The organism is Bifidobacterium dentium JCM 1195 = DSM 20436 (assembly GCF_001042595.1).
GTDB lineage: Bacteria > Actinomycetota > Actinomycetes > Actinomycetales > Bifidobacteriaceae > Bifidobacterium > Bifidobacterium dentium.
The window spans coordinates 778,223-795,250 of record NZ_AP012326.1; the positions used below are offsets into that span (position 1 = coordinate 778,223).

General features: G+C 57.9%; 12 protein-coding genes and 4 tRNA genes. 10 read left to right on the forward strand and 6 right to left on the reverse strand.

Features of this window, described 5'->3' with window-relative positions; translation table 11 throughout:
* Positions 1–19: 19 nt before the first annotated feature.
* A complete protein-coding gene (locus tag BBDE_RS03285; protein ID WP_003836946.1) occupies positions 20–1,447 on the reverse strand; it encodes an amino acid permease in 1,428 nt (475 codons plus the stop codon).
* A gap of 234 nt (positions 1,448–1,681) precedes the next feature.
* Here BBDE_RS03285 and alr point away from each other — a divergent pair, with 234 nt between their 5' ends.
* The 4 genes from alr (at position 1,682) to BBDE_RS03305 (ending at position 8,209) form a co-directional block, all read left to right on the forward strand.
* The gene (gene alr / locus BBDE_RS03290) at positions 1,682–3,040 is read left to right on the forward strand and encodes an alanine racemase (RefSeq protein ID WP_003836944.1); all 1,359 of its coding nucleotides are present in this window, start codon (positions 1,682–1,684) and stop codon (positions 3,038–3,040) included.
* Between the two features lie 98 nt (positions 3,041–3,138).
* Positions 3,139–4,392 carry a deoxyguanosinetriphosphate triphosphohydrolase gene (locus tag BBDE_RS03295; RefSeq protein ID WP_003836942.1) on the forward strand — a complete coding sequence of 418 codons (1,254 nt, stop codon included), beginning with the start codon at positions 3,139–3,141 and terminating at the stop codon, positions 4,390–4,392.
* Positions 4,393–4,558: 166 nt separating this feature from the next.
* The gene (gene dnaG, locus BBDE_RS03300; RefSeq protein ID WP_003836940.1) at positions 4,559–6,640 is read left to right on the forward strand and encodes a DNA primase; all 2,082 of its coding nucleotides are present in this window, start codon (positions 4,559–4,561) and stop codon (positions 6,638–6,640) included.
* A gap of 372 nt (positions 6,641–7,012) precedes the next feature.
* Entirely contained in the window at positions 7,013–8,209 is a 1,197-nt protein-coding gene (locus BBDE_RS03305) for an anion transporter (RefSeq protein WP_003836938.1), read from the forward strand.
* A gap of 67 nt (positions 8,210–8,276) precedes the next feature.
* Here BBDE_RS03305 and BBDE_RS03310 read toward each other — a convergent pair whose 3' ends face one another.
* Entirely contained in the window at positions 8,277–8,912 is a 636-nt protein-coding gene (locus BBDE_RS03310) for a VanZ family protein (protein ID WP_003836937.1), read from the reverse strand.
* A 463-nt stretch (positions 8,913–9,375) separates the two neighbouring features.
* On the opposite strand from BBDE_RS03310, the gene BBDE_RS03315 reads away from it, so the two are divergent.
* The 3 genes from BBDE_RS03315 (at position 9,376) to BBDE_RS03325 (ending at position 13,239) form a co-directional block, all read left to right on the forward strand.
* Positions 9,376–9,449: transfer RNA gene (locus tag BBDE_RS03315), tRNA-Arg, on the forward strand.
* Positions 9,450–9,695: 246 nt separating this feature from the next.
* Positions 9,696–10,661, forward strand: a complete 966-nt coding sequence (locus BBDE_RS03320) for a DMT family transporter (protein WP_003836936.1) — start codon at positions 9,696–9,698, stop codon at positions 10,659–10,661.
* Between the two features lie 544 nt (positions 10,662–11,205).
* Positions 11,206–13,239, forward strand: coding sequence for an elongation factor G (locus BBDE_RS03325; RefSeq protein WP_003836931.1), 2,034 nt, complete (start codon positions 11,206–11,208; stop codon positions 13,237–13,239).
* Between the two features lie 127 nt (positions 13,240–13,366).
* Here BBDE_RS03325 and BBDE_RS03330 read toward each other — a convergent pair.
* From BBDE_RS03330 to BBDE_RS03345, 4 genes are all read right to left on the reverse strand, one after another.
* Positions 13,367–13,442, reverse strand: a tRNA-Gly gene (locus tag BBDE_RS03330).
* Between the two features lie 33 nt (positions 13,443–13,475).
* Positions 13,476–13,548: transfer RNA gene (locus BBDE_RS03335), tRNA-Val, on the reverse strand.
* Between the two features lie 44 nt (positions 13,549–13,592).
* A tRNA-Val gene (locus tag BBDE_RS03340) sits at positions 13,593–13,664 on the reverse strand.
* A gap of 75 nt (positions 13,665–13,739) precedes the next feature.
* Positions 13,740–14,618, reverse strand: a complete 879-nt coding sequence (locus tag BBDE_RS03345) for a GNAT family N-acetyltransferase (RefSeq protein ID WP_003836929.1) — start codon at positions 14,616–14,618, stop codon at positions 13,740–13,742.
* Positions 14,619–14,884: 266 nt separating this feature from the next.
* On the opposite strand from BBDE_RS03345, the gene BBDE_RS03350 reads away from it, so the two are divergent.
* Genes BBDE_RS03350 through BBDE_RS03360 form a run of 3 tightly spaced genes read left to right on the forward strand, consistent with a single transcriptional unit; the run spans position 14,885 to position 17,013 of the window.
* Positions 14,885–15,541, forward strand: coding sequence for an amino acid ABC transporter permease (locus BBDE_RS03350; protein WP_003836928.1), 657 nt, complete (start codon positions 14,885–14,887; stop codon positions 15,539–15,541).
* Positions 15,528–16,202 carry an amino acid ABC transporter permease gene (locus BBDE_RS03355; RefSeq protein WP_003836927.1) on the forward strand — a complete coding sequence of 225 codons (675 nt, stop codon included), beginning with the start codon at positions 15,528–15,530 and terminating at the stop codon, positions 16,200–16,202. Before BBDE_RS03350 ends, BBDE_RS03355 begins: the two co-directional genes overlap by 14 nt.
* The gene (locus BBDE_RS03360; RefSeq protein WP_012901981.1) at positions 16,195–17,013 is read left to right on the forward strand and encodes an amino acid ABC transporter ATP-binding protein; all 819 of its coding nucleotides are present in this window, start codon (positions 16,195–16,197) and stop codon (positions 17,011–17,013) included. The genes BBDE_RS03355 and BBDE_RS03360 overlap by 8 nt, the downstream gene beginning before the upstream one ends.
* The last annotated feature ends 15 nt before the right edge of the window (positions 17,014–17,028 follow it).

The window sequence follows — 17,028 nt, forward strand, 5'->3', positions numbered from 1 at the left end:
CGGGGAGCATTTTTTTTATTTAGAACAGGCCCGGTTCGTTCAGCTTGGAACGCTTGCGGCTATACGCGAAGTACACAATCAGGCCGAGTCCGAACCACACGGCGAAACGCACCCAGGTTTCCCAGTTGAGGCCGAGAATCAGCACGAAGCAGAACACGATGGCCAGAATCGGCGTGAACGGTACGCCGGGAGCCCTGAATCCACGGTGCGCATCCGGCTGGGTCTTGCGCATCCACAGAATGCCCGCCGATACGATGATGAACGCGGACAGCGTGCCGATGTTCACCAGTTCGAACAGTACGTTGATGTTGATGAAACCGCCGGCGACAGCCGTCAGAATGCCGAAGAACCAAGTACCCTTGAACGGGGTGCGATACTTCGGGTGCACTTCGCCGAAGAACTTCGGGAACAGGCCGTCACGGCTCATGGCGTAGCAGATACGGGACTGGCCGTACAACTGGACCAGCATCACGGTGGTCATGCCGAGCAACGCGCCCAGGTTCACGATGAATGCCAGCCAGTTGAGACCCGTTTCGAGAATCACGCCTGCGACCGGTGCGTCGATGAACTTCGCGAATTCCTTGTACGGTACCACGCCGGTCATGATGAGCGTCATGATGATGTACAGCACGGTCGACAGCGCCAACGAGATGAGAATGCCGCGCGGCAGCGTCTTGTTCGGATTGATGGTCTCCTCGGCGGAGGATGACACCGCGTCGAAGCCGATGAAGCTGAAGAACACAATCGATGCGGCCGGCACGATGCCGTATGGCTGCGTCGAACCCGGCTGGAACGTGTAGATGCCGTAGGGGGAGAACGGCTTCCAGTTGGCGGGGTTCACATACCAGACGGTGCACACGATGAACAGTACGATGATGGCCAGTTTGATCAACACCATGATGTCATTGGCCTTCTTCGTCTGGTTGATGCCGATCGACAGCAGCCATGTGATGACGAGCACGATCACGAAGCCCGGCAGATTGAAGTAGGTGGTGACTCCCGGCGTGGTACCGTAGGCGGCGGTCAGCTCGACCGGCAGATGCAGTCCGAAGCCTTCCAGCAGCTTGTTGAAATAACCGGACCAGCCGGCGGAGACGGTGGCTGCCTGCAACGCATATTCCAGAATCAGATCCCAGCCGATCACGAAAGCGATCAGTTCGCCGAACGCGAGATACGCATACGAGTAGGCGGAACCGGAGACCGGTGCCATCGCGGCGAATTCCGCATAGCACAGGCCGGCAAAACCACAGCAGATGGCCGCCAACAGAAAGGAGATGCACAGTGCCGGGCCTGCGGTGAGAGCGCCCTTACCGGTGAGCACGAAGATGCCGGTGCCGATGATGGCGCCGATGCCCAACATGGTAAGGTCAAAAGTTTTCATTGTTCGCTTGAGCGGGGTCGACTCGGAGACGAGTTGATCCACAGATTTCTTGCGAAATAGATCCATGGTCTTCTTTTCCCTTTAAATGGATTCCTTATGGGCTGAACCGGACGGATTTCCGGGACTCTGGCACGCCTCAACGCCAGAAATCAAATGGGTCTTCCTAACAGCATCGAAAGACCTCGTGTATGGAGAGTGTAAAGACCGGCCGCGGACAAAATCGTGGAAACCGCGTGAAATGTCTCATAATCCGCGTGTGCGCAACATGGCACGTCACACAACGGCGTAACAATAGGAGCCATGACTTTGAGCGCTACACGTGAATGGCAATTCTCATCCGACCAGGGCAAGGCGAATTATGAGGCGGCCCGTCGGCGGTATCCGGCGCAGGCGATCGTCGATCTGGCCGCGTTGCGTGACAACATGCGCCACTTGGTGAGCGTGGTCGGCGGACCGAATTCGGGTACGGCCGTGATGGGCGTGGTCAAAGCCGACGCCTATGGCCATGGCCTGATTCCTGCAGCCTTGGCTGCCTTGGCGGGCGGCGCGACTTGGCTCGGCACCGCACAATCGCATGAGGCGCTCTTGCTGCGCAAGGCCGGTATCGGCTTGGACCGCTGCCATATTCTGACATGGGTCTACAACGGCACCGCGGTGCCGTTCGCTGAGCTGGTTGCCAACGATATCGACGTTTCCGTCGGTTCGCTTGGTGGTATCGACGGCGTGGCCGAGGCCGCGCGTCGTCTCGGCAAAACCGCCCGTGTACATGTGAAGGTCGATTCCGGTTTCGGACGTAACGGCTTCACTCCGGCCGGTTTCGACGCGGCACTCGCCAAGTTGGTGCCGCTCGTCAAGGAGGGCGTGTTGCATGTCGTCGGCCAGTGGAGCCATCTGGCTGTCGCGGATGCGCCGGACGTGCCGGAATTCGTAGCCTCCACCGACCGTCAGATTGAGAATTTCAAGGATTTCACCCGCCGTATGGAAGCGGCCGGCATCGCCCCGGAGATTCGTCATCTTGCCAATACCGCCGCCACGTTGAGCCGTCCGGAAATCCATTTCGAGCTGACCCGTCCGGGCATCGGCCTGTACGGTTACGAGGCGGATCCGGCCATGGGCACGCCCGGTACGTATGGTCTGAAGCCGGCCATGACCTTGCAGGCGCAGCTCGGCACCGTCAAGGATGTCGAGGCGGGACATGGCATCTCCTATGGCCGCACCTATCTGACCCCGACCGACACTTCCACGGCGATCGTACCAATCGGGTATGCGGACGGCATTCACCGTTCCGCTTCCGGCTTCGATATGGAAGGTGCCAAGCATGTGGTCAAGGCTGGCGGCCCGGTGCGTGTGATGACCGCTGAAGGTCCGCGTCTGTACCGTGTGTCCGGCCGGGTATGCATGGACCAGTTCATTCTTGACCTGCATGGCTCCGCGGATGCGCTCGGCATCCACGAGGGAGATACGGTGGAACTGTTCGGTCCGGGTCGCGGCGAGGATTACGCCGAACCCACCGCCGACGATTGGGGCCGTGCCGCCGACACCATCAGCTATGAGATCTTCACCTGCCTGCGCAATCGCATCCCGCGCCTGTACGAGCATGCCACGGAGGTGCTGTCCGCCGAAGATCTCGCCAAACTCGATTCGAACAGTATTCTGTAAAGTACCTGATTCGTCGGAACGATGGGTGCCAGTCGAGCGCCTGCCGGCGGGAGCGGTTGGCCTTCAGGTCGACCGGGGTGTGCTGAGCGGAGGTGCCCATGACGGTTGGTTACACGTCTTTCGATGAAGAACGGTGGGCCCCGGAACCGCCGAAATCCAGTACGCGCACCGCCTTCCAGCGTGATCGGGCCCGGCTGATTCACTCGTCGGCACTCCGTAGGCTCGGCGCGAAAAGTCAGGTGTTGGTGGCCGGTACCGACGATTTCGTACGAACCCGACTCACGCACACGTTGGAGGTTGCGCAGATTGGCCGTCAGATTGGCGCCTCCCTCGGCTGTGATCCGGATGTGGTCGACTGCGCCTGTCTCGCGCACGATCTCGGCCACCCGCCGTTCGGACACAACGGAGAGCGTGTGCTTGCTGAAATCGCGGAACATATCGGCGGTTTCGAAGGCAATGCGCAAACCTTGAGATTGCTCACCCGGCTCGAACCGAAAATACTGTTTCCCGATGGGCGCCCCGCCGGAGTGAATCTGACACGTGCGGCGCTTGACGCCACCGTCAAATACCCGTGGACCTACGCCGAGGCCGCCGAGCATCCCAAAGGGGAACGCAGCGCGAAATTCTGCGTCTACCCGGATGACGGGGGAGTGTTCGAATGGCTCAAGCAAGGCGCTCCCAAGGCTGCGAGGCCGGTTGAGTGCCAGGTCATGGATCTGTCTGACGACATCGCCTACAGCGTGCATGACGTGGAGGACGCCATCGCCACCGGATCGTTCAATCCGGACGTACTGCACGAAAGCAGTGTGATCGACGCCGTCATTGAGGATTCACGTAGCTGGTACGGCCGGCAGTGGGATCCCGACCAACTTGTGGCGGCATTTCATCGTATGCATCATCGTGGCACTTTTCCCGGCTACTTTGACGGATCTCGCCATTCGCTGGCAGCCCTGAAGAATATGACCAGCGACCTGATCGGACGGTTCGCGAACTCCGTCGAAGCCGCGACGCGGGACGTGTACGGCAGCGATCCGCTCACCCGCTACCATGGCAATCTCATCATCCCTGAGGAAACCAGCTACGAAATCGTGGCGTTGAAAGGCATCACCGTGCATTTCGTGATGGCCCCGGGCGAACGTGAACCGATGCATGATGCGGAACGACGGATTGTCGCCGATCTGGTCGAAGTGTTCATGGCCGACGATCCGCGCCCCTCCAGCGCGCTCGAAAGCGTGTTTCTCGACGATTGGAATGAGGCCGCCGACGACAACGCCCGCCTGCGCGTCGCAATCGACCAGGTCGCCAGCCTCACCGACACCTCCGCACTGGCCCTTCACTCCTTGCTTTGCTGACGGGCGGACAAACGACAACCCCAAGCAATCCCAGTTCTTTCCCGCTTCCTGGCGCAGCGGCGGATGCGATGCGCGATCGCGGTCTTGGCCGAACGGCCTTGATCGTGCCGTGCGTTGCATGCGCCGCGTAGTCATAACCTGTGGGCACGCTGGTACTCTGGAACGTATGCCGGGAATGATTCTGAAGGAAGATGTCGAAAAAGTACGTGCCGCAGCCGATCTGTATGACATCGTGTCCGCAACGGTCACGCTCAAACCTTCCGGAACCGGCACTTACGTAGGCCTATGTCCCTTCCATGACGAGAAGACCCCGAGTTTTTCGGTGCGTCCCGCGCTCGGCGTGTGGCATTGTTTCGGCTGTGGCCTCGGCGGCGACGTGTTCGGCTATGTGGAGCAGCAGGAAAACATCGACTTCCGTGATGCGGTGGAATTGCTGGCCGACAGGTACCATATCGAGTTGCGTTACGATCAGGCGAACGCCAAGCCCGAGCATGCCGGTTCGAAGCGTGCCCGTCTGCTCGAAGCGAACGAAGCGGCGCAGGAGTTCTTCGTATCGCAGTTGATGACCAGAGAGGCGCTTGCCGCCCGCAAACTGCTCGATGGCCGTAATTTCAGCCAGGCTGACTGCCAGCGATTCGGCTGCGGATACGCGCCGCAGGGTTGGGACAATCTCGTACGCCATCTGGCGGGCAAGGGCTTCACGCAGAAGGAGATGCTCGATGCGGGCCTTGCACGTCAGGGTCAGCACGGCGTCTACGATTATTTTCGCGGGCGTGTGACCTGGCCGATTCGCGATTCGACAGGCCGTACGCTTGGTTTCGGCGCGCGCAAGCTGTATGAGGATGACGCGATCAACGCGAAGTACATCAATACCCCCGATACGCAGTTGTATCGCAAGAACCAGGTGCTGTACGGCATCGATATGGCAAAATCCGCGATCGTGAAGAAGCGTCAGGTGGTGATCGTCGAAGGCTACACCGATGTGATGGCCATGCATCTGGCCGGCATCGATACCGCCATAGCCACTTGCGGTACTGCGTTCGGTGCCGAACATGCCAAGATCGTGCGGCGTCTGATTGCCGATGATTCGCTGGGAGCCGTACAGTTGGTCGGACCTTTGAAGGTCGAAGGTCAGGCATTGAGCTCGCGCATCGTATTCACTTTCGATGGCGATGCGGCCGGGCAGAAGGCCGCCATCCATGCGTTTGGCTTGGACTCGGCGTTTCTGTCGCAGACCTTCGTGGCCGTGGCCGATGACAACCTCGATCCATGCGACCTGCGCATCAAACGGGGCAACGAGGCGGTGCGTTCTCTGATTGAGCAGGCGAAACCGCTGTATGACTTTGTGATCGAGGCGGCGATCGGCCGGTTCGACACCACCTATACGACCGGTCAGATGGGGGCGGTCAAGGCGGTCGCGCCACTGATCGCGCAGATTCGGGATCGTTCGCTGTTGGACCTGTACACCCGCAAGGCGGTTCGTCGTATCGGCATCGATCTGGACATCATGCAACGTGAAGTGCGCGATGCCCGTCGTAAGCTCAACGTACGCGATGACGATGCCTACGCGCCGAAACGACGCTACGTCGGTGGCAACGCCGTGGAACAGCGCGTGGAACAAGGTGCCAACCCGTATGAGAATCGCTCCGTGCGGAAGGCCTTGGAGCATCGTGACGCCACCGAGCAGACCTACTACCGTATCGATGATGCCGTGTTCATCTGCGAACAGCAGTTCATGGCCACGCTGATTCAGGTGCCGCGTGCCGTGGAGCCGAGCATGTTCGCAGGGCTCACATTGTCGAACTTCATTACGCCGGTGTTCCGTTCGTTGTTCCAGGCCGTGGCCGCGGCAGGTGGCTTGCCGAGCGAGGATACGCCGCAAGGTCTGTGGATGCATAATCTGACCAAGGCCGGCGGGCCGATGCTCGAATCGGTAATCAACGAGCTGGCGGTCATGCCATTGCCGCTGCCGCCGAGCGAAGACGACATGAACATGGGCCGGGCGTCGCGGGAGCAGGAAGGTGCCGTGCAGCTGCGCAAACCGACGGATGCCGAACGGCGTTATGCCTCCGAGCTGCTGGCCCGCCTGCTAGACATGGGTCTTATGCGTAAGATCGGTGCGGCCAAGCGTCGTATGGCGCAGTTGCCGGATGGCGGTGAGAAGATCGAGTTGCTCGGTCAGGTCACGAACATGGAGGCCCTGCGCAAGGATCTGCAGGCGAAGGTGTACGGCAACAACATCGCCTGACGAAGGTTCGCCGAATGATCCACCCACTTAGGTAGGAGCCCGTCATGGGCGTCTTCGTGCATGTCGACGTGTCGTTTGGCGAACGGAAGGTGACGAAAGCGAACCGGTGCTGAACGCTATCCGAACAATAGACGAAATCCTTGTTGAAGACTTTATCAATAACAGGTCCATGGCAATGCTTTTGGGTGTTTTGCCGGTTTGCAATGGCATAAGGCAGTAAGGCGGAGTGGTCGAAAAACGTTGGAATGGTCGGAATTTCAGCACGCCGAGGCCTTATGATAGGCGGAGTTTCGGGTAAAGTGGGTACGGCATTTGATGAACATAGCTCACTGTTGCAGACGATGTTGCAGGTGAGGATTCCTGGAGGAATGGATGCGACGTTTGGTGGTCAAGGTCCTGAAGAACGAGACCATTCTCGTAGTGGCTTCCATACTCGCCGTGATCTCGTGCTTCATCGTTCCGCCGGATAAGGAGTATGCCGGCTATATTCATGCCAGCACCATCTCGCAGCTCATCTGCCTGATGTTGGTGGTGTGCGGGTTCCAACGCATCGGTGTGTTCCGTATCATCGGCTCGCGTCTGCTGCATCATGTCAGCACCGCACGCGGTCTGGTGATCACGCTGATTTCGCTCACCTATTTCTCCGGCATGCTGATCACCAACGACGTGGCATTGGTCACGTTCATCCCATTCGCGTTGGCCGTGCTCACCATGGCTCATATGGAGGAGCATGCGGTGCTCGTCGGCACGCTGATGACGGTCGGTGCGAACGTCGGCAGCATGCTCACCCCGATCGGCAATGCGCACAACCTGTATCTGAAGGCGCTTACCGGCATGCCATCATCTGAAATGATCGGCATCATGGCACCATATTCGGCGACCGCGGCGGTGCTACTGGTACTCATCACTTGCGTGGTATTCGGCAAGAAGCCGGTTTCCGAATTCTCTTCGATCGACGGTGTCGGCATCGAACAGAACGTGCTCGCTCCTCGCGCCGACCAGCCGCAGCCGGATGAGATCCGCGTGACCGGCTATGGTGCCGGTTATGGCGGCTGGCGCACGCTGGTATATTGTGCGCTGTTCGTGGTCTGCCTGCTCGCGGTGAGTGATTTCATTCCGCTGTGGGTCATGTGCGTGATCGTGGTGGCGGCTTTTCTGCTGTGCGATCGCCGCGTATTCCGCAATGTCGATTGGGGACTGCCGCTTACGTTCTGCATGTTCTTCATCTTCATCGGCAACATGAAGCGTGTGCCGGAATTCTATGAGCTGGCGGCCTCGCTGGTGGGCGCGCACCCGCTGGAGGTGTCCGTAGTCTCCAGCCAGTTCATCTCCAACGTGCCGACCACGCTGTTGCTCTCCGGTTTCTGCGACCAGTGGCGTGAGCTGATCATCGGCACCAATCTGGGTGGCATGGGTACGCTGATCGCATCCATGGCCTCGCTGATTGGCTACAAGAATGTGGTGCGCAAGTATCCGAACAAGAAGGGCCGCTATCTGGCCGTCTACTCCGCGGTGAACGTGCTGTTTCTCATCGTGCTCGTAGGATTGAGCTGGATTATCGAGCCGTGAGCCGGTTGTGACTGGGCGATTCGATGGATTGTCCGCGGTGTCGGACATATCGTCGAATTCAAGGGCGTCATCGTTTGCTGATGATGACGAAGTTCCCTTGTCTCTGCATGCTCCATCCGCGGGAATCGGTATGGTTTTGCGCAAGAAAGCCAAGGGCGAAGCCAAAGGTGTTGAGCAGGATGTCATCAACGTCGAAAATACCCAGATGCAAGATGCTTTGGATGAGTTCGCAAATCGTAATGAATGCGAGGAAAAGCAGGATTGTGACTTTGGGGGACTGACACTTCCATGCCAGCATAAAGCCTATTGGCATGAATGCAAGCATGTTGAACAGAACTGTGAGAGGTGCTTGAAGGAGTTCTTGGACAATCAATAATGGGTTAACATTAAAGCCGGATATTCCTCTACTTTTAAGCATTATTATTGCAAAAATTAATAAAAGATATAATGCAGTGATGAAATATAGCAATAGAACATGAATTTTACCTATGCAGATTTGATATGTAAGCAGTGCCGTGATTAATGAGCAACAGGTAAGCAAGGCGATGATGCATACGTGGGATTGCATGAAAGGATGGAGCGATCCCAGTATGGATTCAATGGTTTGCCATATTTCGATGCAATCCACAAGCGCAAAACGAAATAGGAAAAAGGATAGCACGCCAATGCAGACGGCGACAAGCAAAGATTCTCTGCGTTTCATTCGTTGACTCTTTCGCCGCTGTGAATGATAAGGCATTATCTGTCGCGCGGCCGGTATGCGGTACTTTCAAATCCTTATGCGGGTAATTCTACTCCGGTCGCCAATGGTGTGACAATTACCGTGAATTACGGGCAGACTCGTAATTATAGGGCGAACTGCGGCATAGCGGTCTGTGCGGTAAAGAGGGGCGTAGGGATGTGGTCCCATTGTCTTGCGGGGCGTTCGAGTAAGATGCATCTGGGTTTTCACTGTAAAAACACCGGGTGAGGGAGCGTATAAACTTCGTTGCATCTCCTCTGCTGCCCTAATGGTATGGGTTCGCAACGAGCGACATGTTATCGATGATTGAGCTCAGGGATGCCGGATTGCGCTTGTTGATGAGGGGAATGTGACGGGGTGGGGCAGAATTGTTGATGTGTCAAGTTGGCAACCGCGTGTGAACTGACTATACTGAATCAGGTTTGGCCCTGTAGCTCAGCTGGATAGAGCATGTGACTTCTAATCTCAAGGTCGGGAGTTCGAGTCTCCCCGGGGTCACGATCAAGTCCTCGCCCCCATACGGAGCGGGGACTTTTCCATAGTTCCCCCCAATCTACCGACGCTAAGATACGCCTCACCATCGGTGGATTGGGAGAACATTCAATCCACCGACGCTGACATGCCATCTACCGTCGGTGGATTAGGATCTTTCCCAATCCACCGACGCTGACGGGTTCTTAGCGTCGGTAGTTTGGAAATTGCATCCTACTATAGTGACGTGCTGGAGGAAGAAGGAGTCAAGGCATGCTGCAGTTGCTGTTGGGTGTTTTTTCGGGTTCCATTACGCCGGTGCAAACAGCGGTGAACGCGCGTCTGGGCCGTTCTGTCGGTTCGCCCTTGCGTGCCTCAATGGTGTCGTTCAGTGTGGGGTTGCTGTCGATGCTGGCCATTGTGTTGGCGACGGGGCCTTATCCGTTGTTGTCGGCTACGGCGGCGGACGGCCCATGGTGGATGTGGCTCGCCGGTGTGTTCGGCGTGACGTTCCTGACCGGCAACGTGTTGCTATTGCCGAAATTAGGTAGTTTGAGGACCGTGATCATGACGGTCGCGGGGCAGATCGTCATGGGATTGCTGATCGACGCTTTTGGCTGGTTCGGCGCACAACAGCGGGCGATTTCACCGTTGCGTGTATGCGGCACGGTTCTTGCAATGGCGGGTTTCCTGCTTGCCGTCATGGGGGCCGGTCTGCAGCTGGGTCATCGAGATGCGGCGGATGATGCAGGAGTGAGACGACATGTCAATCCGGGAGCTTCGCACGATGTGCTTGCGATGGCGCTATGGAGTTTGGCAGGGGTATCCTTCGGCATGTGTTCGGCTGTTCAAACGGCCTTGCTCGGCAGACTTGGCGTCTCGTTGGGATCTCCCGCCAAGGCTTCGTTGGCCTCCTTTGTCGTCGGGCTGGCTGCTCTGACGATTGTGGTGGGTCTGGTCGACCATACCTACAGTCTCGGCGATGCGTTGGAAAAAGGCAACCCATGGTGGATGTGGGTAGGCGGATTACTGGGGGCGACTCTGGTGATGTGCAATGCATATCTGTCCTCGGAAATCGGCACCGGTATGACGGTCATGCTCATATTGCTCGGGCAGGTTGGCGGAGGGCTTGTGGTCGACCGATTCGGCCTGTTGGGAGTACCTCGCAAACATGTACGAGCCGCCCAATACATCGGGGTGATTCTCGCCGCAATGGGTATTGTTCTCAAAGCCTTGTGAACACCGTGGCTATGAGTTTGCATGGTGCAAACCCTTTCGCGTGTGTTCGGTCGATGCGACGATGAGGGGTTCCCGTAATGATGCCAACATCCTGTTTGATTGGTTGAGGGGATAAATAATCCAGTGGGTGGATGATGTATCCCATTCACAAACCCTGCAGCGGGATGATTGCGCCAGTCACTGGAGAAATCGGGACGTTGAGAAGCCATTTGCAGGGGTGATTGTTCCAGTGACTGGATGATTTGGTGCATTGCGGGAGCGCCCAGCGGGATGATTCATCCACAGGCCGGATGATTTGGGACGCTGAGAAGTCTGTGAACGGGGTGATTGTTCCAGTGTCTGGATGTTTCGGGATTCTGAGTGGCTTGCGAGCGAGGTGATTCACCCACAAGCTGGAATAATTTGGACGCTGAGCCATCCGAGATCGTTGGCACATGGCCAAGGATGGCGGCATTGCACGTGCCCTTCGCGACGACGATTGCGATTGTTGAGACAGGGGCGGTGTGTATGTTGTTGATAGGTTAGTCGGCCTGTGGGAGGGATTATGAAACGAATCGTCACCGGCATTCTGGCACATGTGGATGCGGGTAAGACCACATTGTCGGAGGCGTTGCTCTATGCCACCGGTCAGGTGCGCAGGCTTGGCCGTGTGGATCATGGCGATGCGTTTCTCGACACGAATGCAATGGAGCGTCAGCGCGGCATCACCATCTTCACCGAACCGGCCATCATCAAAGCGGACGGTCTTACGCTGACCCTGCTTGACACTCCAGGCCACGTCGATTTCTCCGCCGAAACGGAACGCACCCTGCGTGTACTCGACTATGCGATTCTGGTGATCTCCGGCACCGACGGCATTCAGGGTCATACCGAGACGCTGTGGCGATTGCTGGCACGTTACCAGGTGCCCACTTTCGTCTTCATCAATAAGATGGATGCGCCCGGTGCCGATAAGGCGACATTGTTGAACCAACTCAAGCAACGTTTTTCCGATGGCTGCATCGACTTTACAGGTTTCACCGGTGCAGGGGAGCGGGGCGCAGACAATCCCGCATTTGCGGATGCCATGGAAGCAATCGCCATGCAGGACGAATCCGCCATGAACGCCTACCTCGAAGCCGGAACCGTTTCGGATGAAACCATCCGTACCATGATCGTGCATCGCGAGATCTTCCCTTGCTTCTTCGGTTCGGCTCTGAAAATGGAAGGCGTCGAAGCATTCATGTCAGGCTTCGAACGATACGTTGAAGAGCCTTGCTACGGCAACGAACTCGGAGCGCGTATATATAAGGTGTCACATGATGCGCAAGGCAATCGCCTGACTTGGTTGAAAGTGACGGGCGGCGACTTCGCGGCGAAGGCATTGCTGACCGGCACGGTGCGGGTCGGTTCCGCCACGGCAGGCGACGGTTCGTGCGGTGAAGACGGTACATGGCATGAAAAGGCCGATCAGGTGCGTGTCTACTCCGGTGCGAAATTCACCACGGTTGACACGGTTCCGGCCGGTACGGTGTGTGCGGTGACGGGCTTGACACGGACATTCCCCGGCGCAGGCCTGGGCTTTGAACGCAACGGTGAGAGTCCGATACTGCAGCCGGTGCTCACCTACACGCTGCTGCCAGGAGAGTGTGACATCCACAAATGCCTCGTGGCGTTGCGCGAGTTGGAGGATGAGGATCCGCTACTGCATGTCGTGTGGCAGACGCGTCTCGAAGAAGTGCACTTGCAGTTGATGGGTGCCGTACAGCTGGAGATTATCCAGCAGATGATGCACGACCGTTTCGGATTGGACGTTTCGTTCGGTCCGGGCAGCATTCTCTACAAGGAGACGATTGCCAAACCGATTGAAGGCGTGGGCCATTTCGAACCGTTACGTCACTATGCGGAGACCCATGTGCTGCTTGAGCCGTTGCCGGCCGGAAGCGGCATGCGGTATGCGACCGTGTGCAGCGAGGACGTGCTTGACCGTAACTGGCAGAGACTGATTTTGCAACATTGTCAGGAACGTGAACATCTGGGTGTGCTTACCGGCTCGCCTATCACCGATATGAGGATTACGTTGTTGGTCGGCCGTGCGCATCTGAAACATACGGAGGGCGGTGATTTCCGCCAGGCCACATATCGTGCGATCAGGCAGGGCCTGATGGAGGCGAAGAAGCAGGGCGATTGCCGTCTGTTGGAACCGTGGTATGGCTTCCGTCTGGAAGTACCGCAGGACATGGTCGGTCATGCCATGGCTGACGTGCAGCGGATGGGTGGCACATTCGAGACTCCGAGTCCCGATGGTGAGTACATGGTATTGGATGGCACCGCTCCGGTGGCCGAAATGCAGGACTACGCGATGGATGTGAACGCCTACACGCATGGCCGCGGACATTTAAGTTGCGTCTTCGCCGGATACCGTCCTTGCCATAATGCCGATGAGGTGATTGAGAACGCGGCATACGATCCGGAAGCCGATCTGGAAAACACGCCGGATTCGGTGTTTTGCGCGCATGGTGCGGGCTATCCGGTCAAATGGTACAAGGTGCCGGAATTCATGCATCTCGGCTATGCATGGAGTGGCGTGGGGGAGTAGGAAGCATCGTCGGGTTGTCCCGATTATCGTCGGCGCATGATGGGGACAACCCGACGGTAGTCTGATGCGGTGAAAAGAAAAAACCCCAGTATCGAATGATGCTGAGGTTTTGCCGAATGAGATTTACTGGAGCGGACAACGGGACTCGAACCCGCGGTCTCAACCTTGGCAAGGTTGCGCTTTACCAACTAAGCTATGTCCGCAAAGAATTTCTGCCGTGAGAAGCAGAAATTCAGTGGGTGATATAGGAATCGAACCTATGACCCCTTCCGTGTGAAGGAAGTGCGCTAGCCGCTGCGCCAATCACCCGTGGATGTCTCCACCGGCTTGCCGGCTTCGTCATCCGCTTCGCGTGGGCGATACAAGATTCGAACTTGTGACCCCTTCCGTGTCAGGGAAGTGCGCTACCTCTGCGCCAACCGCCCGAAGCGAGTGCTAACTTACGTGGATAATCCACGAAATGCAAATCATCGGCGTGTCGTAGGGTGTGCGGCGAAACGTCAGCTCTGTGCGGTCACCGCTGGAAACTCCGTGGTCTCGGGAACCTCGCGATCCATGGTGGCGGTGGCCTCGCTCATGGCCACACGAATGCTTTTCGCGGTCGCCATCGCGGCAATTTTGGCGGGAAGCGTGGCATGGCTGCTGGTATTCAGCGTGTCGGCTGAGGCAGGGGCGTACTGCGGGAGGGTGGCGGATTCGGTCGCAGCACCGATCGCATCGCCTATGCCGGGCTCGGCGGCCTCCACTGGCCTGGTCGGCGAGCCGGAAGGCATGCCCGCCTTGACCACGGCGATGGCCGCGGTGACCTCGCCAGGTCCTTCGGCGGCGCGATCGGCCTGCTCGGTGGTGGCATGCGTGAGTTTTAATCGCATCTGATGCCAGACCACATTGCCATGGGTGGATGAGGAAACGCCCTCATCCACGAATCCCAAGCGGGCGTAGAATCCAATCAGACGTTCCTTGCAGGTGAGCACGATGCCGTTACGTCCGGCGAGCACCGAATCCAATATCACGCGACGCAGCAGATAGCTGGCGCAACCACGATGCTGATACACGGGAGCCGTATCCACGCCGAAGATCATCTGCCATGCCCCGTTCTCGTCATGCATGGAGGCGTCATCGTACATGGCGTCGCTGAGATCCGGTTCGTCGGTGGTCATGCCGTTGACGAAGCCTACGAGCGTGCCATCCTGGACGGAAGCGGGGAAGCAGGCGTCATCGTCGCTTTCGGTGTTGACCAACAGCCAGAAATGGTCGGGGTACGCGGCGACGCGAGCGGTGAGGCTTTCGTTGCTCGCCGCCTCCGCAGGAGGGAAGCACGCGGCTTCGACCGCCACAATCGCGTCAAGGTCATCCATGGTTGCATGTCGAATGAGCATGTGCCTACTCTCTCGCGAGGTGTACCCAATCTTCACATTCGGTCATCGGCTTACAGCAGAAACGCATGCTGTGCGATACTGTGAAAGGATTGCCGGGAGGCCGGTTCGCGGGTTCCTGATAAGTCCCTATATGAAAATCCGATAACGCCATGGCCTGTTGCCGGTCCGTTCCGCGCTACGATGGGCCGCGCCTGTCAAACAGGTCGTACGACAGTGCGCATCGGATATGGACACGCGAATAGCGATGAGAGGCGAGGAGGTGACACGTGCTCGACTGGACGTTTATCACGCATTATGCGCCGTTTTTTGTCACAGGCTCTGAAATGACGCTGTTCATCTCGGTGTTCGGCATCGCCCTCGCGATTGCCGTCGGTCTGGTCTGCGCGGGCGTTGAAATCGCACGTATCCCCGTCCTGCGGCAGATCGTGCGCGTTTACATCGAACTGAGCCGCAACACCCCGTTGCTGGTGCAGCTGTACTTTCTGTACTTCGGTCTGCCGAAGCTCGGCGTGGTTTGGTCGGCCGAACAATGCGCCATCGTGGGACTCGGTTTTCTCGGCGGCTCCTACATGGCCGAGGCGATGCGCGGCGGACTTGAGACCATACCCAACGTACAACGCGAATCCGCCTACGTACTGGGATTCAATACATGGCAGACCCTGAGCCGTGTGGTTATTCCGCAGGCCGTCAGCACGTCCATTCCCGGCGTGGTGGCCAATGTGATCTTTCTGATCAAGGAGTCTTCCGTGGTTTCCGCCATCGCGCTCGCCGACGTGATGTATATGGCCAAGGATCTGATCGGCATGTATTACAGCACGTATGAGTCGCTGTTCATGTTGGTGGTCGCATACTTGATTATTCTGCTGCCGATTTCGCTGTTCGGCACATGGCTGGAGCGGAGGTTCGACTATGAACGGCGCTGAGATTCTGCTCCAGCCGGGCGTCTTTCCACGCTTGCTGCAGGGACTGTGGGTCACGGTGTGGATTGCCGGCGTGTCCGTCGTGCTTTCCGTTCCGGTCGGACTGATCGTCGGTTGGCTGATGACGATGAACAATCCCGTCATCCGATTGCTGACCCGCATCTATCTTGATTTCATTCGCATCATGCCGCAGCTGGCATTGCTGTTCATTGCGTTCTACGGTTTTGCCCGCGCCTGGAACTGGAACCTGGATGCGACCGGTGCCTGCGTGTTCGTATTCGTGCTGTGGGGCGGCGCCGAGCTGGGCGATCTTGTGCGTGGTGCGCTCGAATCGATTCCCGACGCGCAATATGAGTCCGCTTACGTACTGGGACTTGGTCCCTGGCAGACCTTCACCCGGGTGATTCTGCCGCAGGCGTTGCGCAGGCTTCTTCCGGCTTCGGTGAATCTCGCCACCAGAATCGTCAAGACCACTTCGCTGGCAGTACTGCTCGGTGTGGTCGAGGTGATCAAGGTGGGCCAGCAGATTATCGATGCGAACCGTTTTCAATACCCGACCGGAACCTTGTGGATTTACGGGGTGATCTTCTTCATGTACTTCATCGTGTGCTGGCCGCTGTCCATCGTGGCCCGCCGACTGGAAAAGAGGTGGTCGCATGACTGACATGCAGCAGCCAAGCCTTCAGGTCGCGCATCTGGTCAAGCAGTACGCCAACGCCGACAGGCCGGTGCTGAACGATATTTCCTTCGAGGTACCGCACGGCAAGGTGTTCGTGATCGTCGGACCTTCCGGTTCCGGCAAATCGACGCTGTTGCGCACCATCGCGGGACTCGAGCCGATCCAGGGCGGTACCATATCGCTCAATGGCGAGGTCATCGAAACCGGCAGGCCGGGCACCGAATCCGCAGGTCGCAGCAAGCGCAGCAGTGAGTTGCGCACGCGTATCGGCATGGTGTTTCAAAGCTATGACCTGTTTCCGAACAAAACCGTACTCGGCAACATCACGCTTGCGCCGACCCTCGTGCAGAAGCGTGACAAGGCCGAGGTCGAAGAGGAGGCCGTCGCGCTGCTGGAACGTGTTGGACTGGCTGATCGCAAGGATGCCTGGCCACATGAGCTTTCCGGCGGTCAGCGTCAGCGTGTGGCCATCTGCCGAGCGTTGATTCTGCATCCGGAAGTGCTGCTGTTCGACGAGGTCACCGCCGCGCTTGACCCGGAAATGGTGCGTGAGGTGCTCGACGTGATGCTCGAACTCGCCGATCGCGGCCAGACCATGCTCATCGTCACGCATGAGATGCAGTTCGCGCGGGCTATCGCCGACCAGGTCATCCTGCTTGAAGACGGTGGCATCGTGGAGCAGTCCGATGATGCCGAGAGATTCTTCACCCACCCGCAGACCGAACGTGCGCAGCAGTTCCTGCACACCTTCGAATTCGACAGGCATCGCACATCAGGCGATGCCGTCGACCAATAGATTGTGATGGCAGTC